This window comes from Tenacibaculum sp. 190130A14a, from assembly GCF_964048965.1.
Taxonomy (GTDB): Bacteria; Bacteroidota; Bacteroidia; order Flavobacteriales; family Flavobacteriaceae; genus Polaribacter; species Polaribacter polynesiense.
This window is the reverse complement of the sequence record NZ_OZ040189.1, coordinates 2,079,819-2,104,986: the sequence shown is the minus strand read 5'-3', so window position 1 is coordinate 2,104,986 and position 25,168 is coordinate 2,079,819. Positions and strand designations below refer to the sequence as shown.

Here is a 25,168-nt window from a genome sequence, read left to right as displayed (position 1 = left end):
GGGTTAATCTCTTTGAATTTCTTGTAAATCAATTAACATATTTTCCCAATTCTTTTGATTGTTATGGTCAAATTGTGCTCCATTTTCATCTGCAATGGTAAATCGCTTAATTGCTGGTGTTTTACTTGTTGCCTGATATAGTTGATACGCTTCTTCTTTTAAGGCATCTGCTATTGGTAAATCTATAGATGCATAAACTGCACGTTTACAAGCTTCAATTGACTCTGAAGGGAATTTTGAAATACGTTCTGCCAATGCATCTACATAAGGTCCTATTTCATCTGCATTTAAAGCTTTATTAATTGTCCCAAATTTTTCTGCTTCATCTGCATCCCAATCTCTGGCACCTAGTATAATTTCTAATGCCTTACCTAGTCCAGCTTGACGCGCCATACGAGAAGCTCCACCTCCACAAGGTAAAATTCCCATGCCTACTTCCATTTGCATAAACTTGGCTTTTCCTCTAGCTGCAAAACGCATATCTAGTGCTAAGGCCATTTCGTGCCCACCTCCACGAGCAAAACCTTCAATTTTTGCAATAGTTGCTTGAGGTACATTACTTAATCGCTCTAAAACAGCTTGTAAATCTAAAAGCTTAACCTCGTTTCTTGGTACTACTTCCTCAGACATGTCTTTTAGTAAGTTTGTATCATAATGACATACCCAATACCCAGAGTTAGACGATTGAAAAACAACTACTTTTACACTTCTGTCTCTTTCCAATCGTAAGCAAAGGCTACTTAAGTCTGCTAACATTTCTTGTCCTTGTACATTTACAGGTCCAAAATTGATATCTACTGTTAAAATACCTCCTTTTTGCTCAGCTGTGAATGTTTGAAAATTTTTATAATCCATTTTTTTAATTTTTATGATTGTTTTTTAGTTGTTTACCGCAGCAAATGTGTGCTGTTTAATTTTTCCGTTTTCTATGATGTAAGTGTCTGTAGCTAGTTGTATATTAATGTGTTTGTTTTTTCCGTTCCAAACGAAGTAAACTACATTATCATTAGTTTCTTGCTTAATAGTGTTGAATTGAAAATTTTCAAAGTTTGGTAAGAACTCTTTATAAAATTCGAATATTTCTTCTTTACCCTGATAAGTTTTGTTTGGTGTAATAAACAACGCATCGTTTGTGTAATCGTCAGCGACTTTAAAAGGACTTAATGTAGCTACGGCCTTCATATGGCTTTCAAAAACATCCTGTGATTTTTTAATTATAATGTTGTTTTAAAATTATAATGCAAAGTTACCCTCAGGTATGTGTATGATTTTGGTAAGAAAAAAAGAGGTTTTAGTAAAAAACGAGGAAAGGGTGTTTATTTAGACTTTTTTAGCGTGGCTTGGTAGTTTTTTGCGCTCATTCCTTTATAACTTATAAATGTTTTATCTAAATGACTGCTGTCGGTAAATCCTAATTCTTGAGCAATTTCAGAAACGGTTGAATTGGTATATTGAAGACGTGTTTCTGCTAATTTTAGTTTATAGTTTAATATGTATTTTTTTAATCCAATTCCCATTTTGTTTTTAAAGTACTCGCTGATATAATTTTCAGAAATGTGGAATTGATTAGACATCTCTTTTTTAGAGAGTTTTTCAGAATCATGAATGTAATAATGAATGTAATTTATAATGCCTTGAATTTTAGAATCTTCAATATCTTTTGAAACAAAACTTACATTCCTAGAAACAATATGCAGGATAGCATGCAAGGTAGATTTTAAAACAGTTTCACTCTTTAAACTTTCGTCATGATATTCATTGCAAAGTACTGTAAATAGTGAGAGCATACTGCTTTCATCAGTTTTAAATTGGAAGTTTAAATGAGTTGTTCTGTTAGCCCCATGCAATATGGTTTCTATTTTTTTAAACCATTGTTTTCGCTGTAACTCATTTTCATCCGATAACATATTACCAAAAAAACTATTAAGAAATTTTACTGCTGAAACTGTTGTTGGAGTTTCAATTTCAAAATTATATTGATCATCTGGTATCAAAATAAAAATTTGATTGTCATTATAGTTTATCCTATGATTGTTAATGATAAGTGTTCCTGATCCTTTTTCTATAAATAAAATTTCAAAAAATCTAATGGGCATATACTTACAAAAAGCCAATGCAGTGACTTTTTCAAACTTTTGAATTACAATATTTTTGAATATGGTTCTAGGCATATTATTTTAACTATAGCTATTGTTTAAATAGGTAAATATAATTAAGTATCAATAGATCAATTAGTAAGAACACATGTAATAATAGTAAAAAACAAGGTTTTAACGTACCATCTTGAACAAAAGCTTTGTAAAATTGAAGACTTCCCTCTTATTATATCTTATAAAGCTATTTTAGAACCACTTATTTAGAAAACCGATGCTGCTTACCGAAGGATTAATAATACAATCTAAAATCAAGTAGTTTACAGAGTTTATAATGTTTCTTGTGTAGTTCTTCTACTGCATTGAACATATCATCGTCCTTTTTAAATAGGTTGAAAAAAGCTTTATCTAAATCGGCACTTGCTATTCCGTTAAATTCATTACCATAACCAGAAATAGCTTTAGCACCAGTAATATCTAGAAAATATTGAGCTTCTTCTTCGTCTAGATCGAGTACTTTGGCATTTGAAAAATGCAGTATCTTATCATGCAATCTACCTTCAAAAAGCTCTGCAATTTCTTGTAAACTATAATAATAATCATTCAAACAGATGCTATTGGCTTCACCTGTCATTACAAAATAGATAATTTCATAATTTTTAAAGTGATGATCATCTAAAATCAACGTATTTAAACTTTCTTCTAATCCTTCAATAGAGTCACACGTTTTATAAATACTAGCTATTCCATATTGCATGGTTAGCTCTTCCATTTTCTTTTGAGTTTGAGTAACCTCATTCAAATCAACATCTTCAACAGCTTCTAAACAGAATATAAAATAGTCTGTATTACTATATATTTTTTGGGGTAAATGATCTATCTTTTTTAACAAGTTTAAGTATTTATATGAATAAAAGACAAAAATAAGATAACTGTATTAATCAAAAAAAACTCCAAAACATATCTATGCTTTGAAGTTTTTTTAAAGAATTATTTTAATGCGTATTAGGGTCTTCTTTTACTTCCCCTTTAATATTCATTTCCATTTCATGATCATACTGGCAACATCCTGGTAAGTTTTCATAGGCAGCTTCACTTCCCATTACTTTATCAGTATCGTATCCAGAAGCAGCAATAGCCTTATGAATAGCGTCTATTTTTGTTTTAGTTTCATCATAAGAAACATTGATTTGTTTTCTCGACTTATCCCACTCTGCTTTTGTTACTCCTGCTACTCCATTTGCAGCTTTTTCAATTGTATTTTTACACATTCCACAGTTTCCTCTAACTCCAAAAGTGCTTTCTGCTACAGCCGCTGCTGTAGTACTCGTTTGTTCTGTTTGTGTTGGAGTTTCCTTTTTTGCTTCGTTTTTACAGCTTACCAAACCGATAGCCGCTATCAAAGCGATACTTAAAATTACTTTTTTCATGATTGTTATATTAATTATTTAGTATTGATTGTTTCTTTTACGGTACCACATTTTAGCATTGCATCTCCAAAATATGGGTTTAACACTTTATTTTCTTTGCTTAACCAAAAGCCTCCTTCATCACTGTCAGCCATCGGACAGTATTGTTTATAGGTAGTTTCCGTGATTCCAAAAGATTCTACTGCCATTATTAAATGGTTTGATAAGGGTTTAAATTCTTTTCGTTGAATTTTTATATCATCCGATTGCGCCATTATACCACTCTTAGTGCGTAAGGTTTTAGATAGTAACATCCATTGTTCATGTGCTTTTGGATCGCCTAATAATTTCATATCAACTTTTGCTAAGCTTTTATGTAGCTTATCAGCTGCTAATTTTGCTGTTGTTGTATCTGATTGTATCAATGCATCTTTTAAAGAAATATATTCATCATAGACACTTTGTAGTTGTGATTTGAAGTTATTGGATACTTCAAATGTTTCATTGATGGTTTTAGTATGATTCATCATCGACTTTTTGCCAGCCAACTGTGCCGATGCATCTATGGTAAATGTTCCGTGAGTAACCACTTCTTCTCCAGATTTGAGTCCATTTGCCACCATGTAGTTATCTCCTACTCTATTTCCTAAAACTACTTCTTTCATTTCGAAAATAGGAGCATCTGGTTTTACTTTTACATATACAATAGAGCGCTTACCTGTCCATAATACAGCAGATGCAGGAACAATTAAAGGGTTGTCCTTTTGCATTGCTTGAACAGCTACTTTCCCTTTTACAAACATTCCTGTTTTAAACTTTCCTTCTTTATTAACTAATACCGCGCGTAGATTGACAGTTCTTGTGGAAGGATTCAACACAGGATCAATAAAGGATATTTTTGATGTAAACACTTCATTTGGATAAGCATTAGTTGTAATTGCTATTTCTTGTCCTTTATGAAAACTTTGAATCTGATTTTCATAGATGTCAAAATTTGCCCATACGGTATTTAAATTAGACACTTTTAACAGGGCTTCTCCCTGTTTTACATAGTCACCCTGTGCTACTATTTTATGAATAACAATACCTGAAACAGTTGCATAAATAGGAAAATTCTCTCTTATTTTTTTAGCACTTTCTATTTGAGCTATTTGCTTATCAGATAACTTCCAAAGTTTTAATTTGTTTCGAACTGCCTTATACAAAGCAGATTGGTTTTCTTTTAAGCTAGCCGCTGTTAGTAATTCTTGTTGTGCTTTAATTAATTCTGGTGAATAAATGGTTGCTAACAATTGTCCTTTTCTAATTGTTTCTCCCGTTGAATTAATATATAAATGTTCTATTCTTCCCTCAAAATAGCTCGCTTGTACAAGATTGGTTTCTTCGTTTTCTACTATTTTCCCTGATATTGTAAGACCGTTTTCTTCTTCAACAGCAGTACCAATCATAGTAGTTTGTACATCGGCCAATGCCATGGCGTTTTTAGTTAGCTTGAACTGATTGGCAGCTAATCCCTCTGAACCTGATTTCGCAGGAATTAGATCCATTCCACAAATTGGACAATCTCCTGGTTCCGATTGCATAATTTGAGGATGCATAGAACAAGTCCACATTTGCTTAGCGTCACTCATTTCTTTATGATCATGTAATGCATTTTCATTAGATGAACCTCCAAAAAGTAACCAACCTAATACTAAACCGACTACTAATATTCCTGTATAAATTAGATACTTCTTCATATCTTAAAAGATTAACATTGTTATTGCCATCACTATCATAATAGCATTTTCTATAAAAGTTGCTTCTGTCATTGGTAGTTTTAAAGCGGTACCTAAACAAGCACAACGAATTGCTTTTTTATCTAACAATGTCTTGGTAACTCCAATAGTGGTTATTCCTAAAACCACTAAGGTTATAATTAAGGCTATGTTTACTTCAAAACGCAGTAAGAACATGAGTCCTAAAGCGGTTTCAATAAATGGATATATTTTGGCATATACTGGAACTTTTTTGGCCAAAGGATCATACATTCTAAAAGAGTCTGGAAACCCTTTTAAATCGAGCATTTTAAAAAAGCTAAATACGATATAGAATAAGCCCATAAAGTCTAACATAAACTCGTCCCAACTCCAATCATTTCTATGCATTAAAACACTTGCAATTGTGATATAGCCAAGAATTAAAAACAAAGGTTTTAACTGTACCAGTTTGCTTTGTTCTTCATCAAATAGATCAGTTGATACATAGGAAGACTTCTTTTCTTGCGCTATTTCTGAAATTTGATATTTTTCAGCCAATGCTTTCTGTAAATCTGCCAAAGGAATGTGTTCTTCCATCTCTATGGCTACTTCTTTAGTTGTTAAATCTACAATGGCATTTTGAACGTTTTGAAGTGATGTTAAGCTTTCTTCTACAGAGGCTTTACAACTTCCGCAGGTCATTCCTGTAACTTTATATATATGTTTCATCTTTTTAGTTTTGGGCGGTTAAATAACGTAGTGCTACACTTTGATTGTAATAAGATAGCTTTGAACTAATCATATTCATTTGAAACTTTAATTGTAATTCCTGTATATCTAATACATCATTAAAATCAATAGTTCCCGTTTCATAACTTTTCACCAAAATATTTTGCGCATTCTTCGCTTGCTTTAAGTTTTTTTGTTGTGTTTTATACTTGATAAACGTAGCATTTCGTAGAGAAACCACATTATGAAGCATTGCTTCTAAGCTATTTAATCGCTGTTGTTTTTGTGTTAATACTTCCTCTTGCTGCAAACTATGTTGTTTGCTTATAGACTTGTACCTTTTATTGAATATAGGAATGGATACAGACACCATTGGCATTACAATATCCTTTCCGTTATCGTTAAACGACATATTGGGTCTTTTTTCAACATTTATATAGTCTATTCCAAAGCCAAGCATTGGTTTGCTTTGTTTTTGATTCACTATTTCTGATTTTTCTACGGAAGTGTACAATCGATCAAATTTGATTAATTCTGGATGTAGCTTTAAATCTTCTGAATTAAAACTTTCCATATTATCAGGCATTTGTAAACTGTCTATAAGCAACACAGGTTCTAATACATCTTTGTTTAATAATTTATTGAAAGATGCTTGTTCTCCTAAAAACTGTTCTTTTAAAACCTCTTTTTTTTGAGTCAATTCGTTTTGTCGAATTTGAAGTTTTAAAACATCTACAGCAGATGCTTTTCCTACTTCTACAGAGGTTAATGCCAATTTTTCGTAGGTAGCAAGTAATTGAATATTTTCTTCTAAAACAGCTTGCTTAGCTTTAATTTCATATAGCTTATAATATGATTGAGATACTTCAGCTATCAATTTTCGCTTCTTTACAACAATATCTTGGTACGCGATATCTGCCAATGAAGCGGCATAATTTTCTCTTGCTGTAATGGTTCCGAAAAAAGGCAGCATCTGTTTTACTGAAACTTTAAATTTCTGTGCTCCTGTTCGTGTTTCAGGAGAACTAGCAAATACTCCTACTCCTATTTCTGTATTTGGTAAGCTATTGACTTCTTGTTGTTTTTCTGAAATACGTTGATGCTTTATTTCAAATTGTTGTATTTCAGGATTATGTGTCAAGGCTTCATTTATATAGACCTGTAACTCTTGAGCTTTTAAATCAAAGGATAAAAAAGCAATACTCCATGCTATGGCATATGTTATATAAGATTTATACATCTGATTTAGTTTTTACTACGTTTTAATAAAAATTCTTCTCGTAAACTATACAATACAGGTACTATAAAATACGAAGTAATGTCTATAATCATTCCTCCAAAAGCAGGAATTGCCATCGGAATCATAATATCACTTCCTCTTCCTGAAGAGGTTAACACCGGTAACAACGCTAAAATGGTGGTAGCCGTAGTCATTAAACAAGCTCTAATTCGTTTATTTCCTCCATGTAGCGCAGCAGCTCTAATTGCTTTAACCGTAGTAGGTTTTTCTTTGTCAAAGGTTTGTTTTAAATAAGTAGCCATCACTACCCCATCATCCGTAGCGATACCAAACAAGGCTATAAAACCAACCCATACTGCTACACTTAAATTAATGGGGTGCATTTGGAATAATTCTCTTAGATTTTTGCCAAATACGCTAAAGTTCAAGAACCAATCCTGTCCGTATAACCACATCATAATAAAACCTCCTGCAAAAGCTACCGCGATTCCTGTAAATACCATTAGTGAGGTTGAAATAGATCGGAATTGAAAATAAAGTATTAAAAATATAATTAGTAATGCCAACGGAACTACAACTGCTAAGGTTTTCTCTGCTCTTATTTGGTTTTCATAGGTTCCTGTAAACTGATACGAGATTCCCTTTGGAACCACCAATTCTCCAGAACTAATTTTTTGTTGAATCGCTTCTTGGGCTTTTTCTACCACCGCTACTTCCGCGAAATCAGATATCTTATCAAACAATACATATCCAATTAAGAATGTATCTTCACTTTTAATTACTTGCGCTCCTTGCTCATATCGAATAGAAGCCAATTCACTTAAAGGAACATAATTACCTTTTGAAACTGGGATGTAAATGTTTTGTAAATCTGTAGGATTGGAACGTAATTCTCTTGGGTAACGTACACGTATTCCATAACGTTCTCTTCCTTCTACAGTTTGTGTTATTTGCATTCCTCCAACAGCTACTTTTAGCTCGTTTTGAACTGTTTGAATTGAAATTCCATAACGTGCTAATTGTTCTCTATTGATATCAATTAACAAATAGGGTTTTCCTACAATCCTATCGGCAAAAACAGCTTCCTTTTTAACACCTTCTACTTCTTTTAAAATACTTTCTAATTGAATTCCAAAAGCTTCAATTTGTTGTAGATTTTGTCCTTTTACTTTAATTCCCATAGGTGCCCTCATTCCTGTTTGCAACATCACTAAACGGGTTTCAATAGGTTGTAACTTAGGAGCCGAGGTAACTCCAGGTAATTTGGTTACTCTTACAATTTCATTCCAGATATCATCAGGAGACTGTACATTAGGTCTCCAATTTCTATAAAACTCACCTTCTTCATCTTCAATAAGTTCTTTGGAAGTTACTTCATAAAAAAGCGTATTGGTAGTTTTATCGGTAATATTTGGGTTTGCAACCGTCTTACCATTTTTCAACAGATATAATCCTTCTTCATTAACTCTAAATCGTTGACGTTCTCCATTGTTATTTAACAAGTATTCTGGCTTGTATAAAATTACGTTTTCATACATAGACATTGGAGCTGGATCTAAAGCCGACTCTACTCTACCTGCTTTTCCTACAACTGTTTTTATCTCCGGAATATTGGCCACAGCCATATCCAGTTGCTGTAATACACGTTTGTTCTCAGCCACACCAGAATGTGGCATCGAAGTAGGCATTAATAAAAAAGAACCTTCATTTAAAGAAGGCATAAATTCTTTGCCTGTATTCTTAAATATTAAAAATCCGAATACCAATACCATTACCGGAATGGTAAAAAACAACAACTTGTTTTGCAAAGCCCATTGTAATATTTGACTATAATATCTTTGGAAAACAGTAAAGAAACCTAATAATCCGAAGCAAATAATGGCTACAAATATGATGTTTAATAAAATACTTTTATCTACTCCTAAAGGCCTCCAATAGGTTGCCAATAAACCTACAATTGCCAATGTAGAAATAACAATATTTACAAGGTTTCCACTTTCAAATGTTACTTTTTCAAACTGAACTAAGAACCCAACTATACCGAAACCTATTAAAATAAATCCTAAAGGGTTTCCATAGACAATCCCTATTACTCCTGCTAAAATAAGTAGTGTATTTATCGCATATTTTAGTTTTGTTGTACTTCTTTTCCTTTTGAAAATAAGTGCCGCAAATGGTGGAATAATAAACAATGCTACTATAATTGCAGCGATTAACGCAAAAGTTTTAGTAAAGGCTAAGGGACGAAATAACTTCCCTTCTGCACCAATCATAGTAAACACAGGTATAAAACTTATAACTGTTGTTAATACTGCTGTAATAATGGCTCCAGATACCTCTGAAGTAGCATTATATACAATGGTATTAATATTCAGTTTTTCTTTATTTACTTCAAGATGTCGAATGATATTTTCTGCTAAAATGACGCCAACATCCACCATGGTACCAATAGCAATGGCAATTCCTGATAAGGCTACAATATTCGCATCTACACCAAAAGCTTTCATGGCTACAAATACCATTAAAACAGCTACCGGTAATAATCCAGAAATAAGCACAGAAGCTCGTAGATTAAAAACCATTACAATAATTACCAAAATGGTAATCAAAATCTCTAAGGTTAATGCTTCATTAAGGGTATGTAATGTTTCTTGAATCAACTCAGTTCTATCATAAAAAGGAACAATGGTTAATTGTGAAGTTCTTCCATCTTTAAGTACTTTACTTGGTAATCCAGTACTTAACTCATTGATTTTATCTTTTACATTGTTGATTACTTCTAAAGGATTTGCTCCATAACGAGATACCACTACACCACCTACTACTTCTGCTCCTTCTTTATCTAATATTCCTCTGCGAGCTTTTGCTCCTAAAGAAACATTGGCTATATCTTTTACTCTGAGAGAAGTGTAATCTTTAGATGATATTACAGCATTTTCTATATCAGCTATTCCTTTGATATACCCCAAACCTCTTACCAAATACTCGGCTTGATTAATTTCTATAGTTTGAGCTCCAATATCTTGGTTACTTAACTTAACCGCTTTTACTACCTCTTGCAAGCTAATATTATACTGACGTAATAATTCGGGTTTTACATCAATTTGATATTCTTGAACATATCCTCCTATTGAGGCTACTTCTGATACTCCACTTGCAGAAGAAAGTGCATATTTCACATAATAATCTTGAATACTTCTTAATTCATGTAAATCCCAACCTCCAGTGACATTTCCTTCTTCATCACGCCCTTCTAGAGTATACCAAAAAATTTGTCCCAATCCAGTAGCATCTGGACCTAAAGATGGACTTACCCCTTCTGGTAATAAGTTATTTGGTAATGAATTTAATTTTTCAAGTATACGCGACCTACTCCAATAAAAATCAACATTTTCTTCAAATATGATGTATATACTAGAGAATCCGAACATCGAAGAACTTCTAATGGTTTTTACTCCAGAAATACCCAATAAAGAAGTAGTTAATGGATAAGTAATTTGGTCTTCTATGTCTTGTGGAGAGCGACCATCCCATTTTGTAAAAACGATTTGTTGATTTTCTCCAATATCAGGAATAGCATCTACAGCAACTGGATTATTGGGTAATAAACCTGTATTCCAGTTAAATGGAGCTGTTACAATTCCCCAACCAATAAAAAGCAGTAGTAATAAAATAGCTACTAACTTATTTTCTATTAAAAACTTAATGCTTTTATTTAGCATATAAATACGTTTTAAACAATTAAACTTAGGTGTATAAACACCAGCTATGAAAGCCTATAAATAGAATTTATAAGCCTTACCTGTTTTTATTGTTCAAAAATCATATTAAATATACCTCGTCAAGAACTTGTATGTCTTTAACGATAAGCGGAGGTGCATAATCTTTAAAAGGTACTACCTTATCATGTAAGGTATTGAAAAGATTAAGGTATGAGTAGTAAAATGAAGTTACGAATAATTGTTGTTCAAAAGACAGTGAATCAAAAGATGATTTCTTTAAAGTGTCTTGCCCTTCGATAAAATCAATGGTATCATTACAACAATTTTTCTTTGAAATAGAACACCCATCCAAAGTGGCCATATTTTCCATTTCCATTCCGCAAGATTTTGCTTTACCAAAATAGCTTACCTCTACTAGATTGTCACCACAAAAATGACTACTAATAGTAAATGACATTGTAGAAAATAATACTACAAAAGCCATTGTAATTGCCACTATTTTATTGAAAACTTTTTTCATCTTACAATGCAAAGTTACAAAAAATTCAAAACCAAAATATTAAAGAAACTATAAAGCCTCAGTTAAAATACTTTTTCTTAATTATTTAATGATGAAATTAACTATGTACAAATTGTGTTCCTTCTTGTAAAATAAATAAGGGTTTCCATTTATATAAGATATTTTAAAGTGTAAATTTTATGACTTTACTATTCTTTTAGTTTTTTCAGAACTTCTTCTTTGTAATATTCACCAATAACTATTTCAATAGCCCCAATTTCAATGTCTTTTTTTGTAAATGCAGTTACTTTTTCATTATTCACAACATAAGATCTATGTACTCTTATAAAACGATTGTCTAGCTTCTTTAAGAAAGCACTCAATCCATGCTTTATAATAAGCTTTTCTTTCTCTAAATGTATGCGTATATAATCTTTTATACTCTCTATATAAAGAATTTCATCAAATTGTACCTTAATGTTTTTCTTATTTGATTGAACATACATAAAACGCTCTTTCTTTAGAGGTTTGGCATTTTCTATAAAACGTTCTACTGCTTTAAAAAAACGAGAAAAACTAATGGGCTTTAATAAATAGTCTGTTGCATTAAGTTCAAATCCCTCTATCGCATACTCTCGATAAGCGGTTGTAAATATTACTTTTGGTTTTTTAGAGAGACTTTTAAAAAAGTCAGTTCCTTTTAATACAGGCATTTTTATATCTAAAAAAATCAAATCTACTTCATTATTCTTTAGCACTTGATGAGCTTCAAGGGCAGAATCGCAAGAGGCAACTAGCTCAAAGTCATTTAATTGAGATAAATGACTTTCTATCAGTTCTCTTCCTAATTCTTCATCATCAACAATTAAGCATTTATATGTCATTTTGATTGGAGTTTTAATGTTACTTTAAAAACATTATTGCTTTCAATAAAATTAAACGTGTAATCCTGAGAAGGATACAAAAGGTTTAATTGTTTTTTTATGTTTTCTAATCCTATAGATTCTCGTGCATCATTTTGGCCAACATCAGAAACAATCGTCGGAATACTATTTTCAATAGTAAAACAAATTTCTTTTTCTATAGTTGTCAAGTTTATTTTTATAATGGCTTTATTAATCTCTTCTTCTACTCCATGTTTAAAAGCATTTTCGGTAAGGGTTAACAACAATAGCGGTGCTATTTTTACATCCTTTTCAACAGCATGATTAAATGTAATATGCAACCTTTTTCCATATCTTATTTGTTCTAAAGCTATATAATTTTCTAATAGCGTTATTTCGCCCTGTATACTCACATAGTTATCTTTACACTTGTATAAAATATAATCTAAAATATCAGAAAGTCTTTCTATTACCTCAGGAGATTTATCTGATTTTTTTAAAGACAAGGCATATAAACTATTCAGTGTATTAAATAGAAAATGTGGATTTAATTGGTTTTTTAACGCTTCTAATTGTGAGGATCTTTTCTGTTCCTTTAAACTTATGATTTCTTTTTGCTGACGATAATAATTAATAATAATTAAAATAACTGTTGGAAAAACAAGTGATGGTATATTATTTAAAAAAGAAAATCCGTTTGTAATTCTTTCTTGAAAAATTAAAGGTGGTCTAAAACGAAATACCTCAGGGTATTTTGGTAATAAGTAATAGCATCTCATCGCGGTATACAGTATATAACAGAGATACACAAGAAATACAAAACCAAGAATAGATGACAATTTATGTTTTTTTGATACTACTTTCGGAATTACCCAACGCACCACACCATAAGTAAGTAGAATTTGAACTACTACCAAAAGAAACATTTTTTCAAATAAGAAAACTTTGTCCTTTTCTAATGGCCATCTAGAACTTATATAATACAACAGCATTATCCCCCAAAAAACAATTTTGAAAACAACCTTTTTATCTTGTTTGAAAAATAGTATGTTCCTGATTTTCTTCATTTAGGTTAATAGAATTGATTATATCTAGTCAATGTAGAATTCATTACCATCCAAATATAACTACTCTTATCTCCTAATTAGGTAAATAACTAGAGTAAAATTATCGTTTTGAAATCTACTACATATTTTATTTCTCTCCTTTAAGTTTCAATAAATTGGCTTTGTACATATTCAGTCTTCTATCGTTTTGTTCTTTAGCAAGTAAAACGGCCTTTTGGTAGTGTTTTAAAGCCTCTTTTTTATTTCCTTGTAACGCTAATACTGAAGCATAACTATCATGTGAATTTGGAGATTTAGGAAAGAGTTTTAAATTCAATTTAAAAATTATATCGGCTGTTGCTATTTTCTTTCGATCTAGATAGGAATATCCTAAATCATTGATAACAAAATCTTCTAAATGTTTTCTATTCAGTAACAATTGAAACAACTTATAAACTTCAAGTTCATCATTCTCAGAAATTTGCTCTTTTTCTAAAATCGATTTGAGTGTTTTAAAAGGATGTTCTCTATATTTCTTTGCTGCTTCTTTTGCTAATAGTAACGCTCTATTTAATGCTTCCTCCTTTGTTGTTTTAACATCAGGTATTACTCCTACTCCTTCCCAGTTAGATTTAGTTACAGGACTTATAGATCTGGCATAAGGCATAATAATACCATATCCTTTAGGAAGTCTCATGTAATTTACAGGGTGTGCTCCTCCTCCAGTTGTTTCTCCAACAATTATAGCTCTATTTCTACTTTGTAAATCGTAGGAAAAAGCTTCTGCTGCAGAAAAAGTACGATTACTCGTTAAGATATATATTGGCATGTCTAAACGTTGTCTACCCTTAACTGCAATCGTTTTTATTTCTGTTCTTGAATCGGTTCTTCGTTCATAAGTTCCCGATAAATGTGTATGCTCTTTTAAGAAATAACTACTCCAATATCTCCCAAGTCCGTTTCCTCCACCATTTTGTCTTAAGTCAATAATAATGGCATCTGTAGTTGATAAATAGTTCATAATATCATCAACTTTCGGAATATCTTCTCTCCTAAAACCTTTCAATTCAACATAGCCTACATTCCCTTCCAATACATCTATTCTTCCAAACCCTCGTGAACGAAATCTCACTAAATTACTTAGATGACGTGACATAAAATCCATATTATTTTGTCTTCTTCTTCGAGTTCTTGGAGGTGCAATATTAAGATGTTTATCTTTTGTTATTTTTTGCATTTCCTTAGATAGTGCCCTTGCAAAGTCTCTTGGAGTGGTATATTTATCAAAGTAATTGGTTAACATCAATTGATCTAAATGCTTATTCGTTTCTTTAGCCTTCTCAAGAAAAATATAATTCTCCATCATCAGCTTTTTAATACTTTTTATAATGTCATTTTTTGATTGAGCAAAATGAGATAATGGTAAAAAAATAAAAAATAACACAAGTAAGTTTTTCAAACATTTCATAATTAGTTGTTTTACATGTTGAATTGTGAAAGTATTATTAAATGAAATGAGTTTTTTTAAATATAGACGAACATGGATTACTCGCAAACAGAAAGTGCATGTTTCAGTTTTCATAATTTTAAAACTTACACTTGAACTACTTATAACAAAAAAACTCAATACTGTTTATGATCGTATTGAGCTTTAAATTTATAATAACCGAATGAATAAGTTCTAGTCACGAGTATGCCTCATCATTGGGCAAATTGTTGCATTTGATTGTTGTTTAGCCTCGTTCTTTTTCTGATCAGCTTCTAAAGTAATTGACGGGAAACGTTTAGATGGTGGAATATCTTTTTCACGTCGTAAAGTATTTACTTGAATGTGTGGCCATAACGTAGTTCCTCCATCAGATCCAAATTGGAATTCAAAATCTACAATTTGTTCGTATTGTAATTGATCAAAATACCCTCCAAACTCTTCATCGTAGATCTCTTCTATCCACATACGATAGCGCATACGTACCACACGACAATAACGCTCAATCATTGGATTATTGATAACCCCTCCTTGAATTCCTGTGTTATGAAACGAATCTAACGAAATCATATCATACCTTTTGAATTTTAGTCCTTCATTAGCATCTGATAACTTCAAATTAGGCTGAACGGTATATGGAAACTTTGCTCCAAATTGATCGTAATTAAAGATTTTCTCAAAGTATGCACGGCCACTGTTTACTCCTCCTGGCTCTTGCTCTTCACGAGGAAGCTCTGTCCATTTAGGTTTTTCACGAGATCCTGCTATCAAATCTTTTTCCGGATTAATTCCCATCGTTGGTGATACCGCTAAATATTGTTGTTCCCAAAGATTAGCAATATGCGGAGCTTTACCTTCTCCTGATTCTGCAATATTACCAGTGATATGAATGGTTGTTCCATGCGGAATAACTCCCGAACGTGATATTTGATATGGTGGTACAAACTGAGGTCCTAATTCACCTGGACCAATTACAGGTTCTCCCCCATCTGTTTTTACCGATTCTTCATCTGATGTATGTTTAAACATATTTGGCGGATTTTGAAACGGGCTCTTAGCACTCCAAGGCATTTCATGATCTCCTAGCCATAAGTACATTCCATTTTCAAAATGCTGCAATAAATCTTCATTATCTATAATCGCTGTTTCATACTTAACCGCAGCATTGAATTGCTCGTTAGAGCCTGCACGGTTACGAACAGGTGCATCTACAGGAGTAAATTTTAATTGTTCTCTATATTCTTGAGATTTAAAGTGAAAAACTCCAAAAATAGTTTCTGAAGAAGTTCCTGGTGATGGCATTGGTGTGGTATGCAATCCTGTTGGACCTCCTTTCCAATTTACCCAAGTACCATGTAATTTAGATAATATACCAAACTGTGGTCCTGTAGGTTGGCCTTCCTCCCATTCTATATAGGGTTTTACTGATGATTTTTGAGGCTTGCTCATAATTTTGTTAGTTTAAGGTTAGTTATTTATGCTGGACAGATAAAAGGATATTCTTTATCGTCTATTAATTTTTCTATGTTAAAGAAATCGTTTAACACCGATTCTGCCGTACAAAAAGCTCCTTCTACCCAAGCTTGATCGTTAGAATAGGTAGATCCAATAATATATAAGTTGCTATCCTTACCTTTTACTAATGAAGATGGCTTACGTATTTTTTGTTGTACATCACCAATATTGTAATGAGAGAAATACGCATGGTATCCTGCATTAAATGGTGGTAAAGACCAATCCATATATTTAGTTTCTAAAGGTTCTGGAACTGCCGTATAATTCGCTTCTGAACCAAAGTGTAAGTTTGCTAGTTGCTGACGTAACATCTTTACCATAATTGCAGGTGCTTTTTTGGGACCTTCCAATGGCTGTGTATCTTGAGATTCTGCTACTTTACGTTCTCTATTAGGTCCTATTTCCAAGGCTTTCCAGAAGGTTGTATAACGGATATCATCATAACTGGCTAGAATTCCGTAGATTTTTTTACCTTTTTTATCTCGTGCATTGTCACCAAAATACACTACTTGTCTAATCGGCATGTCCGTTGCACTTGGTCCAATAGTATCTAAGTGTGCTACTTCCGTAATTTGTTGCTTCTCTTCATAGCTTAGACTTGCTTCAATTATAGTTTCTGTAGCTTCTAAAAAGGAAGCTTGTGTATCGTAGGTTACCTCTATAAGTGAAGTTACCGAATTATCATATGCTTTGTTGTTTTTCTCTGCCTTTTGTTTTGCTTTAGCTGCTTCTGAAGCTGCTTTTTCAATAGCCTTAAGGTATTTAGCAGGAAACTTATCTTTTTTAAGTTTTTTAACCCCTTCTTGCGTTAAAAAATAGCTATTTAACTTAGCAGGATATTTTGGTGGTGAAGGTATATCGTCTCTCCACCAAGGAGAATCAAAAAACATTCCTATTTTATAAGAAGGTTGCATTAATACAGATTCTAAATACAATTGTACTTTGTCTTCATTTAAGACATCAAAATCACCTGCTTTTTTGTTCATATAACGTGTAGCCTGTGCAACTAAATCTATTGCATATCTTCCCATAGCTAAGAAAGCAGCATCACAAGTTTTCGCATCTAGTTCTTTGGTCGGTTCTTTTCTACTTGCAGTAGTAAAATGTATTACTTTTTTATTTTCTAAAATAGAACGAAGTCTGGTATTTGGGTAGTACTGAAAGTCGATTCCTTTTTCTTTTGCAAGCTTTACCACTTCTTGAAATAAAGTAGAGAAAATACCAGAATATCCGATAGTTAAGGTTTTATAAAGGGTTCCAGGTGTAAATTCATTATTTACTTCAAATGATTGCGCAGAATTACTGTTTACTACATTAGAAGAATATCCGTTACCGTCTGCTAAATAACTAAAGCCTTCTTGTCCTAATACATCATACGCTAAATTCCAGTAGCCAATATCCTTTAATTTTTGTCCTTTTTTAAAGACAGAATCATCGCCTAAATCTTTGGTGATTTTACCATTTTCATAAAATTCACACCATTCTTTTCTTGTTGGTGGTAAGGCATCTTGCGAAACATCAATACCAACACTTTCTATTTTAGTAAAACCATCGTCTGGTGCTGAGTATGCTCCGTAATTGTTTACATTATATGGTGCAGGATTATTAGCATCAATTTCTGATGTGTACATGCTCTTTGCTCTCAATGATAAAAGCGGATCACTAGCTTCATTAAAAGGAACTGAATATTTCTCTAAACCTATTTCGCTAATGGTTTTGGTTACCAATCGATGTCCTGGGTTATTAGCATCATTTGGATTAGGATTGTTTTTCGTTTTCTTATAATCCCAAGCAGAATAGCGCATTCCTCCTAATTCTAAATAAGAAGCATCCGGATCATCTTTATAGTGCCAAGTACAAACTCTTGCTCCAGCGGCTCTAGTTCCTTTTTCTTTATTTGAGAATTCATATTTTCCCCAATCGTATAATTCTAAGACATCTCCCTTTTGTAAGTTTTTAGAGGTGTCTTTTGAATTTGCTGGCTTTCCTTGAAGTAATCTCCATGCGGTATATAAACCAGCGGCTCCTGCTCCGAAAATAGAATAGGTTTTGTTTTTCATTGTTTTTGTATTTAATTGGTTAGTTACAGTTCATTTTTTGTGGCGTTAAGTTTTTCATTTGTCCTGCCAAATCTTTTTCAGGAATAACGATCTCAACTAAAGTAGGTTTGTTGGTTTTTGTAGTAGTAATAGTGTCTAATACATGATTGAGCTCTTTGATGGTACTAGCTTGATACCCATTAGCACCATACGCCTTTGCTAAGGCCATATAGTCCCATTTTGGTAAGTAATCAAATTCATCAAATTTTCCATTCGGACAAAAGGCATCTACATCAACAAACACTTGTTCGATAGCGTAAACCTGATTGCTCATCACGAAAATGACACTATTTACATCGTATTTTGCCAAGGTTGAAAGTGATTGGCAAATCATCATAAATCCGCCATCTCCAGCTATTGTCCATGATTGTTTTTTACTTCCTAATTGAGCTCCTAAAGCAGCACCAGTTTCATAACCTATACATTGCCAAGCAGCAGAGCTTATAAAGCTATTTTGTTTCATTCCGTAAATATTGGTGGCTACATACATGGCTGAACTCACTCCAAAAGTTAAATTAATATCGTCCCATAGATTGTTCTTTTCTATATGCTTCACTGCATGTTGAAAGAAACGGTTATAGGTAATAACCTCTGGTTTTCCATTGTATTTAGGATCCGACGAAGAAGTCCAAGGTTCTGGATATTTTGGTTGCTTTGGAGCTTTATTGTTTAATGGATATGCTTTATCCTTTTCAAAACGTTCTAGCAAAGCTTCCATAAAATCTTCCATAGTAACCTGTTCGTAATTATAGTATCCAGCTCTAATGGTTGTAGTAGTAGCCAATACCATATCTGAAAACTTATTTTCTACAAACCATAAGTAATCATCTGTAATTAATGTACCTAGGCATAAAAAGCAATCAGATTCTTTTACATAATTTGTTACGTTTTCTATAGAAGCTGCATCAGAATAGGTTCCTATAAATTTGTCTCCTTGTTCATCTAATACTGTTTTACCTAGTGATGTGGTTGTATATACAAATCCGCTTGCATCTATAATTTTTTGAAGTAAATCTGATAATCCATGTCTTAAAACCTCAACACCTGCAAATATCATTGGCTGTTTGGCGGCAGTTATTTGTGTCCATGCTTGATCTACTGCATTTAAAAGTGCATCAGGTTTACTTTTTTTAATTTTTGGTTGTAATTTCTTCTTTGAAGGTCGTTTACAAGGTTCACCCCAAACTTCACTATAAGCAGCGATGTATACGGGTTTTTTGTGTGTGATAGCAGCGACTAAAAGTTTGTCTATTTTTTTTGCTGCTCCAACTGATGTACTCAAAGTTTCTGAAGCAACAGTAACATGATTGTATATTTCTTGATCGGCTTTAAGATTACCTGTTGAATGATGATATAAAACATCATACATATCGCCAATTTGACGATCATTAGATCCTGGAGTAGCACTAATAACTACTATGGGACTTGACTCTACATAAGCACCAGCCACGGCATTTAAGGCACTAAATGTACTTACACCATATTGTAAAGAAACGGCCGCTAATCCTCTCGTTCGACCATAGGCGTCTGCAGCATAAGAAGCATCTAACTCATTGGAAGTTCCAATAGTTTCAATACCATCGAACTTTTCTAAAGCCTGGGTAAAGTTTTTAACGTAATCTCCGGGGATTTGAAATAACTCGGTAACGTCTAATTGCTGTAAACGAGTTAATAGGTAATCCGCTACTGTGAACGTATCCTCTTTCATTGTTAATATATTTAATTGGTTAGTATAGTGATACCCATTCGATACTTAACAATTTCAAAGCTGTTACTTCATCGATTGGTTTTATAAAATTCAAAAAATAATAGTGTTGTTTTAACTAAAAAGGATTGAATGTAGAGAATTTGAGTATGAAAGTGAGATTGGATGTATTGAAAGGAAATCCAAATTCCTTTAAAGCTACTAAAAGAGCACTACAATACATGTAGTGCTCGGATATTTAGGGTATTATAAGAAAAAAGATTTAGTAAGATATCCCTCTAAATCTTAGTGAAGTTACGGCTTTTTTAAAGATAAAAAAAGCACAGAGAAAATGTATACTTCTCTTTGCTAGTGTTTTAAGTAATAAAAGTGCTTGATAGCGCACTATACATATAATTTAAAAATTAACGGTTACGCTACCCTTTAAGAAAAATGGTGTACCGGGTGTAAAATGAATTTCTTCTGTGCTAGTTGCCTCCCCTTGTAAACGAGATTCTGTAGCAAATTGAGTTTCATTCCAGTCTACATCAAAAAGATTTTGAACTTGTAATCCGAAAGAAACATTTTTTAATGTATACCCTACATTAAGGTCTGCCACGGTATACCCTTCTGCAACAATTGAATTGTCTTCATTCGCAGGCCTATCACCAATATGTCTTAATTGTATTCCTCCATAAAAACCTGATTCACCTTTATAAGCTAACCCACTTGTTAAGGTAAAGTCTGGTGCTAAAGGAATATAGTTTTGACCAATTGGTTCATCTTTAGCTCGTGCATGTGCATAGTTAGCATCTAAATTAAAATACAATTGATGTATTGGTTCATATCTTAGACTAAAATCAATTCCTTGACGATTCGTTTTTCCGCTAGGCTCAACAATTCCTGCATCTCCCACATACACAAACTCCTGCTCTAAAAATAAATACCAATAAGCCGTATTTATTAATAATTTAGGAGAAGGTTTCCAAATGAAACCCGCATCGAAACCATAAGAGGCTGGTAAAATATCATTTCCATTTTGTGCTACTACTACTCTAGTATCGTTAGAGTGAAACCCCTTTCCTGTTTTTACATACAATTGTAGGTCTTCATTGTAATTATAAAAAATGTTCAACTTTGGACTAACAATACTTGCTGTTTGTGATTGTGTTTCGTAGTTCGTTTGCAATGTGTTGTTATATTCGAAATTGAAATAATCTAAACGTAACGCTGGATTTATAGTGAACTTACCATAGTTAAAATTAGCACTGGCATAGGTACCAAAGTTAGTTTCATTAATATCTCCAAATTGTATTCTATTCAATGTTTGTCTGCGATTTAGTGTATGAGATAACTCATTGCTGAAACTTTGATCATTACGTAAGCTTATTCCAGCTGTAAAACTTCCATCTATGGAAGAAAAATCTTGCTTGTATTCACTATTAAAACCGAAAATATTACGAGTTTCCTTTTGTTTGATTTGATCACCATTTATAGGATCATCTAAAAAGAAGGTAAAATTAGAAAAGAGTTCAAAGCTATACTTACTATAAAATACTTTGTTTTTAATAGAAGCATTTTCAGAAAGTATCTTATCATAAGTTAGTAAAAAGTTAGAACGACTTGTATTACCTCCTTCTGTATCATCAATTGCCCCAAAACGGTTAATTAATCCACTATCTACTGCACGTTGTGGTATTTGACCTGATGCATCCCATTTACTTGTAAAATGAGATAGCATTACTCCTATTTTATCAGAATCTGAGACATTAACTGTATATTTTCCAAAGATATTAAGGCGATTAAAATTTTGCGGACTATCAAAATAGCCATCGGTTAAAATATATTCTGAAGCAATATAAGCACTTTGTTTATTGTTGTTGATTAAACTAAACATTCCTAGTAAACGTTTGGTGTCAAATTGACCTATCTCTAGTTTTAAAAGGTTGTTTTTTAATCTATTTTTAGTTTTAAAATTAACATATCCAGCAGTATTGAAATTTCCTTTATCTGCATAATAAGCTCCTTTTCCAAAGTCAATTTTCTCTACTGTTTCAGGAATTACAAAATGTAAATCTGCATATCCTTGTCCGTGAGCATGTGATACCATGTTTACCGGTAAGCCATCAGCCGTAATAGATATATCTGTACCATGATCAATATCAAAACCTCTTAGAAAAATTTGTTCCGCCTTTCCACCACCAGCATGTTGCCCTATAAATAATCCTGGAACTTTTTGTAAAATTTCTTGTGAAGAGTTCACAGGATTAGTTTGAATATCAATAGCAGTAATTACATTTAAAGCGTTTAATTTTTTACCAATAGTAATTTCTTCTAGTGATACTAAATTTTCTTCTAATGTTATGGTCATAGGATCAAAACTCTCTACGACAACTTTAATTTTTTTATAATTAATATGACTCACTACTAAAGTATCTCCTAAAGAAACATGATGAAGTACAAATGCTCCTCTTTGATTACTATGTGTATGATGCTTATCGTTTGTATTTAATAAATGTGCCTCTATAATAGGAATATTATCAGTAGAAACTACTTTTCCTTTTAGCGTTTGCGCAATGAATTGTTGTGATAAAAGAATAGAACAAATCATTAATAGATTTTTCATTTTAGCTATTGTTTTATGAATTTGGTTAATGTAAATTATTGAATGTGAAATTTGGGAGCTAAGGTATAATGACTTTCCCTTTTTTATATTTAATATATCGTTAAAACTCTCTTGGTTTTAACAAATAATTAATGTTTGTGCTTCTCTATAGATTTAGCCATTTTCCAATTAAAATAATGTGCTACTGATACTAAGGAAGCACCAATAACAGTGTTAATAACTTCCCATAGTTCTGTAAATTCGAACCTTCCAATTCCTATTAAAAAAAATCCTGCCAGAGCAAATAATAAAGGTTTTACTTGATGGTGATTCGTTTTATAGCTTGGCCATAACGACATAAAAACAAAGAGTATTCCTAGTGCTATAAAAGTCCATTCTATATATGGATTCTCTAAAAAATGTAAGCTACCTAATGAAGAGAATGATAACACAATTGGTATTACCGCACAATGTATTGCGCAAATGATAGAACTTGTAAATGCTATAATGTCTATAGTATTGTTTTTTATTTTCATTTGTGACTGTATAAATATTATTTTTAATTTTAATGCAACTTAGTTGCGTTAATATGGTGCAAATATACCCTATGTCTTGAATTGTACAACAAGATTTAACAAAATGATTCGGTTGATGAATTCATCTAAGATCTCATTTAGTATTTACTTGAAGAAATTCTCAATTGTAAAAGAACATACCTCATATAGAGTATTTAATTCTATATGAGGTACGTAATATTGGGGTTTATTGGTATTATTTAATAATATTTGATCTTTCGTAAAACTGTTTTGCTTTAATTGTATCACCAAGTTTACTATAACAATCCCCTAAGTAGTTCCATACTTTTTTCGAATTAGGAAACATTTGACTTACTGGTGTTAAAATACTAATAGCTGCTTGATATTGTCCTTGATTTATTAATAACTTTCCTGCATTCAGAAATTTGTGTTCAAAATTAAAAAACTTATACCTTGAATCTTGCATCATTCTAGCAATCTCCTTTTGTAACATTTCCATATCTCCTTTCATAAACAATCCTCTTATATAATCCATAGGTCGTAATATAAATCCATCTGGATTATAATTAAAAATCGCCTTTAACAAAGGATCTTTATTGAGTTTATATTCATCAAAACTCATGTCTACAGATAAATGCGGTGCTAACCATTGATCGTTAGCCCAAGGTGCTTTATCCTGCCACCAAGCAAAAGACAAACGTATTTTTAGTTTACTATTTGGTAAGGGTACTGGTGTAGCATCTCCATAAAAATTAATGTTTTCACTTGTTGGCTCTCCTACAAATATAGCATTGGTATAATTATCTAAACGGTTTACCAAGTTTTGACAAGCTGAAAAAGTACGTCTTCCTGTTATTACAAATAGTTTACCCTCTTGATTGATTTTTTTTGTTTCTATAATTCCAGTAATAATTGGCTTAACTAAATAATTATTACCTCCTCCGTTTAATCGAACATCTAATATTAATTTTTCTACATCATTATTTTCAATGAATTTAAAAACTCGTTTATAAAATATTTCAATTGATTCAGATGAATCATTTCTAACTTTACTATGTCTTATATATACAGTTTTATACTCAGGTAAATATTCATAAAAGTATATCTTGTCTAAATTCTTTAGATATAACGGTGTTTTACTTTGTATCCTAGCACTTAACCAATCATTTTCATTCTGGACAAATCCATAAGTGGTTGGAACGTGTTTCTTATTTGGTAAAACATTAAACTTTTGTTGAAATTGATATCCTTCTTTTTCTAACGTAAGCGTTATTGACGATTGTAAAGTACTTGTAATTCCCTGCGAATGTAATATTTCGGGATATTGTAAATTATTTATTCCATAAGCTTTAAAATATTGGGAGTTTTCTGCTTCAACAGTAGGCTCAATTGCTTTTAAAACTTCTAAAATAGGCTTTCCTTCAACCGCAATTACTTTTGCGCCAACGGCTTTCGGATAGTTCTTGTGTGTACCTTGTATAAAGATACCATTATTAAATTCATATATACGAAAAGGAAATTGTGAAAACTCGAATGGTTTTTGATGAAACGGAACATAAGTATGACCATATTTAAACAAAGCCACCAATCGAGAAATCCCAACAATTATCTGGTGTTCTTGTAGATTTGGAATTGCATTATATAATTCTTCTGCAACTTTATCAAATTCTTCTGCACTCACCTTTTTAAACAGAAAAGGATATTCTTTGTGTACCGTCTTTTGCAAAAAACGTACATCTTGTTGCCATTGCTTTTTGCTTAGCGTTTCTTGTGCAAAACTGAATGAAACCAATAAAAGCAACAGAGAAATAAACAATCTAAATTTCATAATGAATATTTTTTTAAGTTAGACATTACAAATGTTTTGATTTTCATCCCTCTA

The 25,168-nt window shown here is 32.2% G+C and carries 19 protein-coding genes; all 19 read right to left on the bottom strand.

Features of this window, described 5'->3' with window-relative positions; translation table 11 throughout:
- Window positions 1-3 precede the first annotated feature (3 nt).
- The gene (locus ABNT22_RS10040) at window positions 4-855 is read right to left on the bottom strand and encodes an enoyl-CoA hydratase/isomerase family protein (protein ID WP_348717033.1); all 852 of its coding nucleotides are present in this window, start codon (window positions 853-855) and stop codon (window positions 4-6) included.
- 24 nt (window positions 856-879) lie between these two features.
- Complete coding sequence (locus ABNT22_RS10035; RefSeq protein ID WP_348717035.1) at window positions 880-1,182, bottom strand: nuclear transport factor 2 family protein; 303 nt, start codon at window positions 1,180-1,182, stop codon at window positions 880-882.
- A gap of 134 nt (window positions 1,183-1,316) precedes the next feature.
- A complete protein-coding gene (locus tag ABNT22_RS10030) occupies window positions 1,317-2,171 on the bottom strand; it encodes an AraC family transcriptional regulator (protein ID WP_348717037.1) in 855 nt (284 codons plus the stop codon).
- A 214-nt stretch (window positions 2,172-2,385) separates the two neighbouring features.
- Window positions 2,386-2,985, bottom strand: coding sequence for a DUF6642 family protein (locus tag ABNT22_RS10025; RefSeq protein ID WP_348717038.1), 600 nt, complete (start codon window positions 2,983-2,985; stop codon window positions 2,386-2,388).
- A gap of 103 nt (window positions 2,986-3,088) precedes the next feature.
- Complete coding sequence (locus ABNT22_RS10020; protein WP_348717040.1) at window positions 3,089-3,523, bottom strand: heavy-metal-associated domain-containing protein; 435 nt, start codon at window positions 3,521-3,523, stop codon at window positions 3,089-3,091.
- A 14-nt stretch (window positions 3,524-3,537) separates the two neighbouring features.
- Window positions 3,538-5,241 carry an efflux RND transporter periplasmic adaptor subunit gene (locus tag ABNT22_RS10015; protein WP_348717042.1) on the bottom strand — a complete coding sequence of 568 codons (1,704 nt, stop codon included), beginning with the start codon at window positions 5,239-5,241 and terminating at the stop codon, window positions 3,538-3,540.
- Between the two features lie 3 nt (window positions 5,242-5,244).
- Complete coding sequence (locus tag ABNT22_RS10010) at window positions 5,245-5,970, bottom strand: heavy-metal-associated domain-containing protein (RefSeq protein WP_348717044.1); 726 nt, start codon at window positions 5,968-5,970, stop codon at window positions 5,245-5,247.
- Between the two features lie 4 nt (window positions 5,971-5,974).
- On the bottom strand, window positions 5,975-7,210 hold the full coding sequence (locus tag ABNT22_RS10005; RefSeq protein ID WP_348717046.1) for a TolC family protein: 1,236 nt from the start codon (window positions 7,208-7,210) through the stop codon (window positions 5,975-5,977).
- Window positions 7,211-7,215: 5 nt separating this feature from the next.
- Complete coding sequence (locus ABNT22_RS10000) at window positions 7,216-10,932, bottom strand: efflux RND transporter permease subunit (protein WP_348717048.1); 3,717 nt, start codon at window positions 10,930-10,932, stop codon at window positions 7,216-7,218.
- A gap of 100 nt (window positions 10,933-11,032) precedes the next feature.
- Entirely contained in the window at window positions 11,033-11,452 is a 420-nt protein-coding gene (locus ABNT22_RS09995; protein WP_348717050.1) for an HYC_CC_PP family protein, read from the bottom strand.
- Window positions 11,453-11,640: 188 nt separating this feature from the next.
- On the bottom strand, window positions 11,641-12,315 hold the full coding sequence (locus ABNT22_RS09990) for a LytTR family DNA-binding domain-containing protein (RefSeq protein WP_348717052.1): 675 nt from the start codon (window positions 12,313-12,315) through the stop codon (window positions 11,641-11,643).
- Window positions 12,312-13,382, bottom strand: a complete 1,071-nt coding sequence (locus tag ABNT22_RS09985; protein WP_348717054.1) for a sensor histidine kinase — start codon at window positions 13,380-13,382, stop codon at window positions 12,312-12,314. The genes ABNT22_RS09990 and ABNT22_RS09985 overlap by 4 nt, the downstream gene beginning before the upstream one ends.
- Window positions 13,383-13,509: 127 nt before the next feature.
- On the bottom strand, window positions 13,510-14,829 hold the full coding sequence (locus tag ABNT22_RS09980) for a S41 family peptidase (protein WP_348727087.1): 1,320 nt from the start codon (window positions 14,827-14,829) through the stop codon (window positions 13,510-13,512).
- 213 nt (window positions 14,830-15,042) lie between these two features.
- Entirely contained in the window at window positions 15,043-16,296 is a 1,254-nt protein-coding gene (locus tag ABNT22_RS09975; RefSeq protein WP_348717058.1) for a peroxidase, FMP-type, read from the bottom strand.
- Between the two features lie 26 nt (window positions 16,297-16,322).
- Window positions 16,323-18,422, bottom strand: coding sequence for a hypothetical protein (locus ABNT22_RS09970; protein ID WP_348717060.1), 2,100 nt, complete (start codon window positions 18,420-18,422; stop codon window positions 16,323-16,325).
- A 19-nt stretch (window positions 18,423-18,441) separates the two neighbouring features.
- Complete coding sequence (locus ABNT22_RS09965; protein ID WP_348717062.1) at window positions 18,442-20,169, bottom strand: alpha-keto acid decarboxylase family protein; 1,728 nt, start codon at window positions 20,167-20,169, stop codon at window positions 18,442-18,444.
- 394 nt (window positions 20,170-20,563) lie between these two features.
- Window positions 20,564-22,771, bottom strand: coding sequence for a TonB-dependent receptor (locus ABNT22_RS09960; protein ID WP_348717063.1), 2,208 nt, complete (start codon window positions 22,769-22,771; stop codon window positions 20,564-20,566).
- Window positions 22,772-22,899: 128 nt separating this feature from the next.
- Window positions 22,900-23,286, bottom strand: a complete 387-nt coding sequence (locus tag ABNT22_RS09955) for a MerC domain-containing protein (RefSeq protein ID WP_348717065.1) — start codon at window positions 23,284-23,286, stop codon at window positions 22,900-22,902.
- Between the two features lie 235 nt (window positions 23,287-23,521).
- Window positions 23,522-25,114 carry a tetratricopeptide repeat protein gene (locus ABNT22_RS09950; RefSeq protein ID WP_348717066.1) on the bottom strand — a complete coding sequence of 531 codons (1,593 nt, stop codon included), beginning with the start codon at window positions 25,112-25,114 and terminating at the stop codon, window positions 23,522-23,524.
- Between the last annotated feature and the right edge of the window lie 54 nt (window positions 25,115-25,168).

Coding starts and splice junctions, on each gene's coding strand:
- ABNT22_RS10005 (WP_348717046.1), bottom strand. CDS start 7,210: ATGTATAAATCTTATATAACATATGCCATAGCATGGAGTATTGCTTTT.
- ABNT22_RS10020 (WP_348717040.1), bottom strand. CDS start 3,523: ATGAAAAAAGTAATTTTAAGTATCGCTTTGATAGCGGCTATCGGTTTG.
- ABNT22_RS09990 (WP_348717052.1), bottom strand. CDS start 12,315: ATGACATATAAATGCTTAATTGTTGATGATGAAGAATTAGGAAGAGAA.
- ABNT22_RS09970 (WP_348717060.1), bottom strand. CDS start 18,422: ATGAAAAACAAAACCTATTCTATTTTCGGAGCAGGAGCCGCTGGTTTA.
- ABNT22_RS10035 (WP_348717035.1), bottom strand. CDS start 1,182: ATGAAGGCCGTAGCTACATTAAGTCCTTTTAAAGTCGCTGACGATTAC.
- ABNT22_RS09950 (WP_348717066.1), bottom strand. CDS start 25,114: ATGAAATTTAGATTGTTTATTTCTCTGTTGCTTTTATTGGTTTCATTC.
- ABNT22_RS10040 (WP_348717033.1), bottom strand. CDS start 855: ATGGATTATAAAAATTTTCAAACATTCACAGCTGAGCAAAAAGGAGGT.
- ABNT22_RS10015 (WP_348717042.1), bottom strand. CDS start 5,241: ATGAAGAAGTATCTAATTTATACAGGAATATTAGTAGTCGGTTTAGTA.
- ABNT22_RS10030 (WP_348717037.1), bottom strand. CDS start 2,171: ATGCCTAGAACCATATTCAAAAATATTGTAATTCAAAAGTTTGAAAAA.
- ABNT22_RS09965 (WP_348717062.1), bottom strand. CDS start 20,169: ATGAAAGAGGATACGTTCACAGTAGCGGATTACCTATTAACTCGTTTA.
- ABNT22_RS09995 (WP_348717050.1), bottom strand. CDS start 11,452: ATGAAAAAAGTTTTCAATAAAATAGTGGCAATTACAATGGCTTTTGTA.
- ABNT22_RS09980 (WP_348727087.1), bottom strand. CDS start 14,829: ATGAAATGTTTGAAAAACTTACTTGTGTTATTTTTTATTTTTTTACCA.
- ABNT22_RS10010 (WP_348717044.1), bottom strand. CDS start 5,970: ATGAAACATATATATAAAGTTACAGGAATGACCTGCGGAAGTTGTAAA.
- ABNT22_RS10000 (WP_348717048.1), bottom strand. CDS start 10,932: ATGCTAAATAAAAGCATTAAGTTTTTAATAGAAAATAAGTTAGTAGCT.
- ABNT22_RS09955 (WP_348717065.1), bottom strand. CDS start 23,286: ATGAAAATAAAAAACAATACTATAGACATTATAGCATTTACAAGTTCT.
- ABNT22_RS09960 (WP_348717063.1), bottom strand. CDS start 22,771: ATGAAAAATCTATTAATGATTTGTTCTATTCTTTTATCACAACAATTC.
- ABNT22_RS09975 (WP_348717058.1), bottom strand. CDS start 16,296: ATGAGCAAGCCTCAAAAATCATCAGTAAAACCCTATATAGAATGGGAG.
- ABNT22_RS09985 (WP_348717054.1), bottom strand. CDS start 13,382: ATGAAGAAAATCAGGAACATACTATTTTTCAAACAAGATAAAAAGGTT.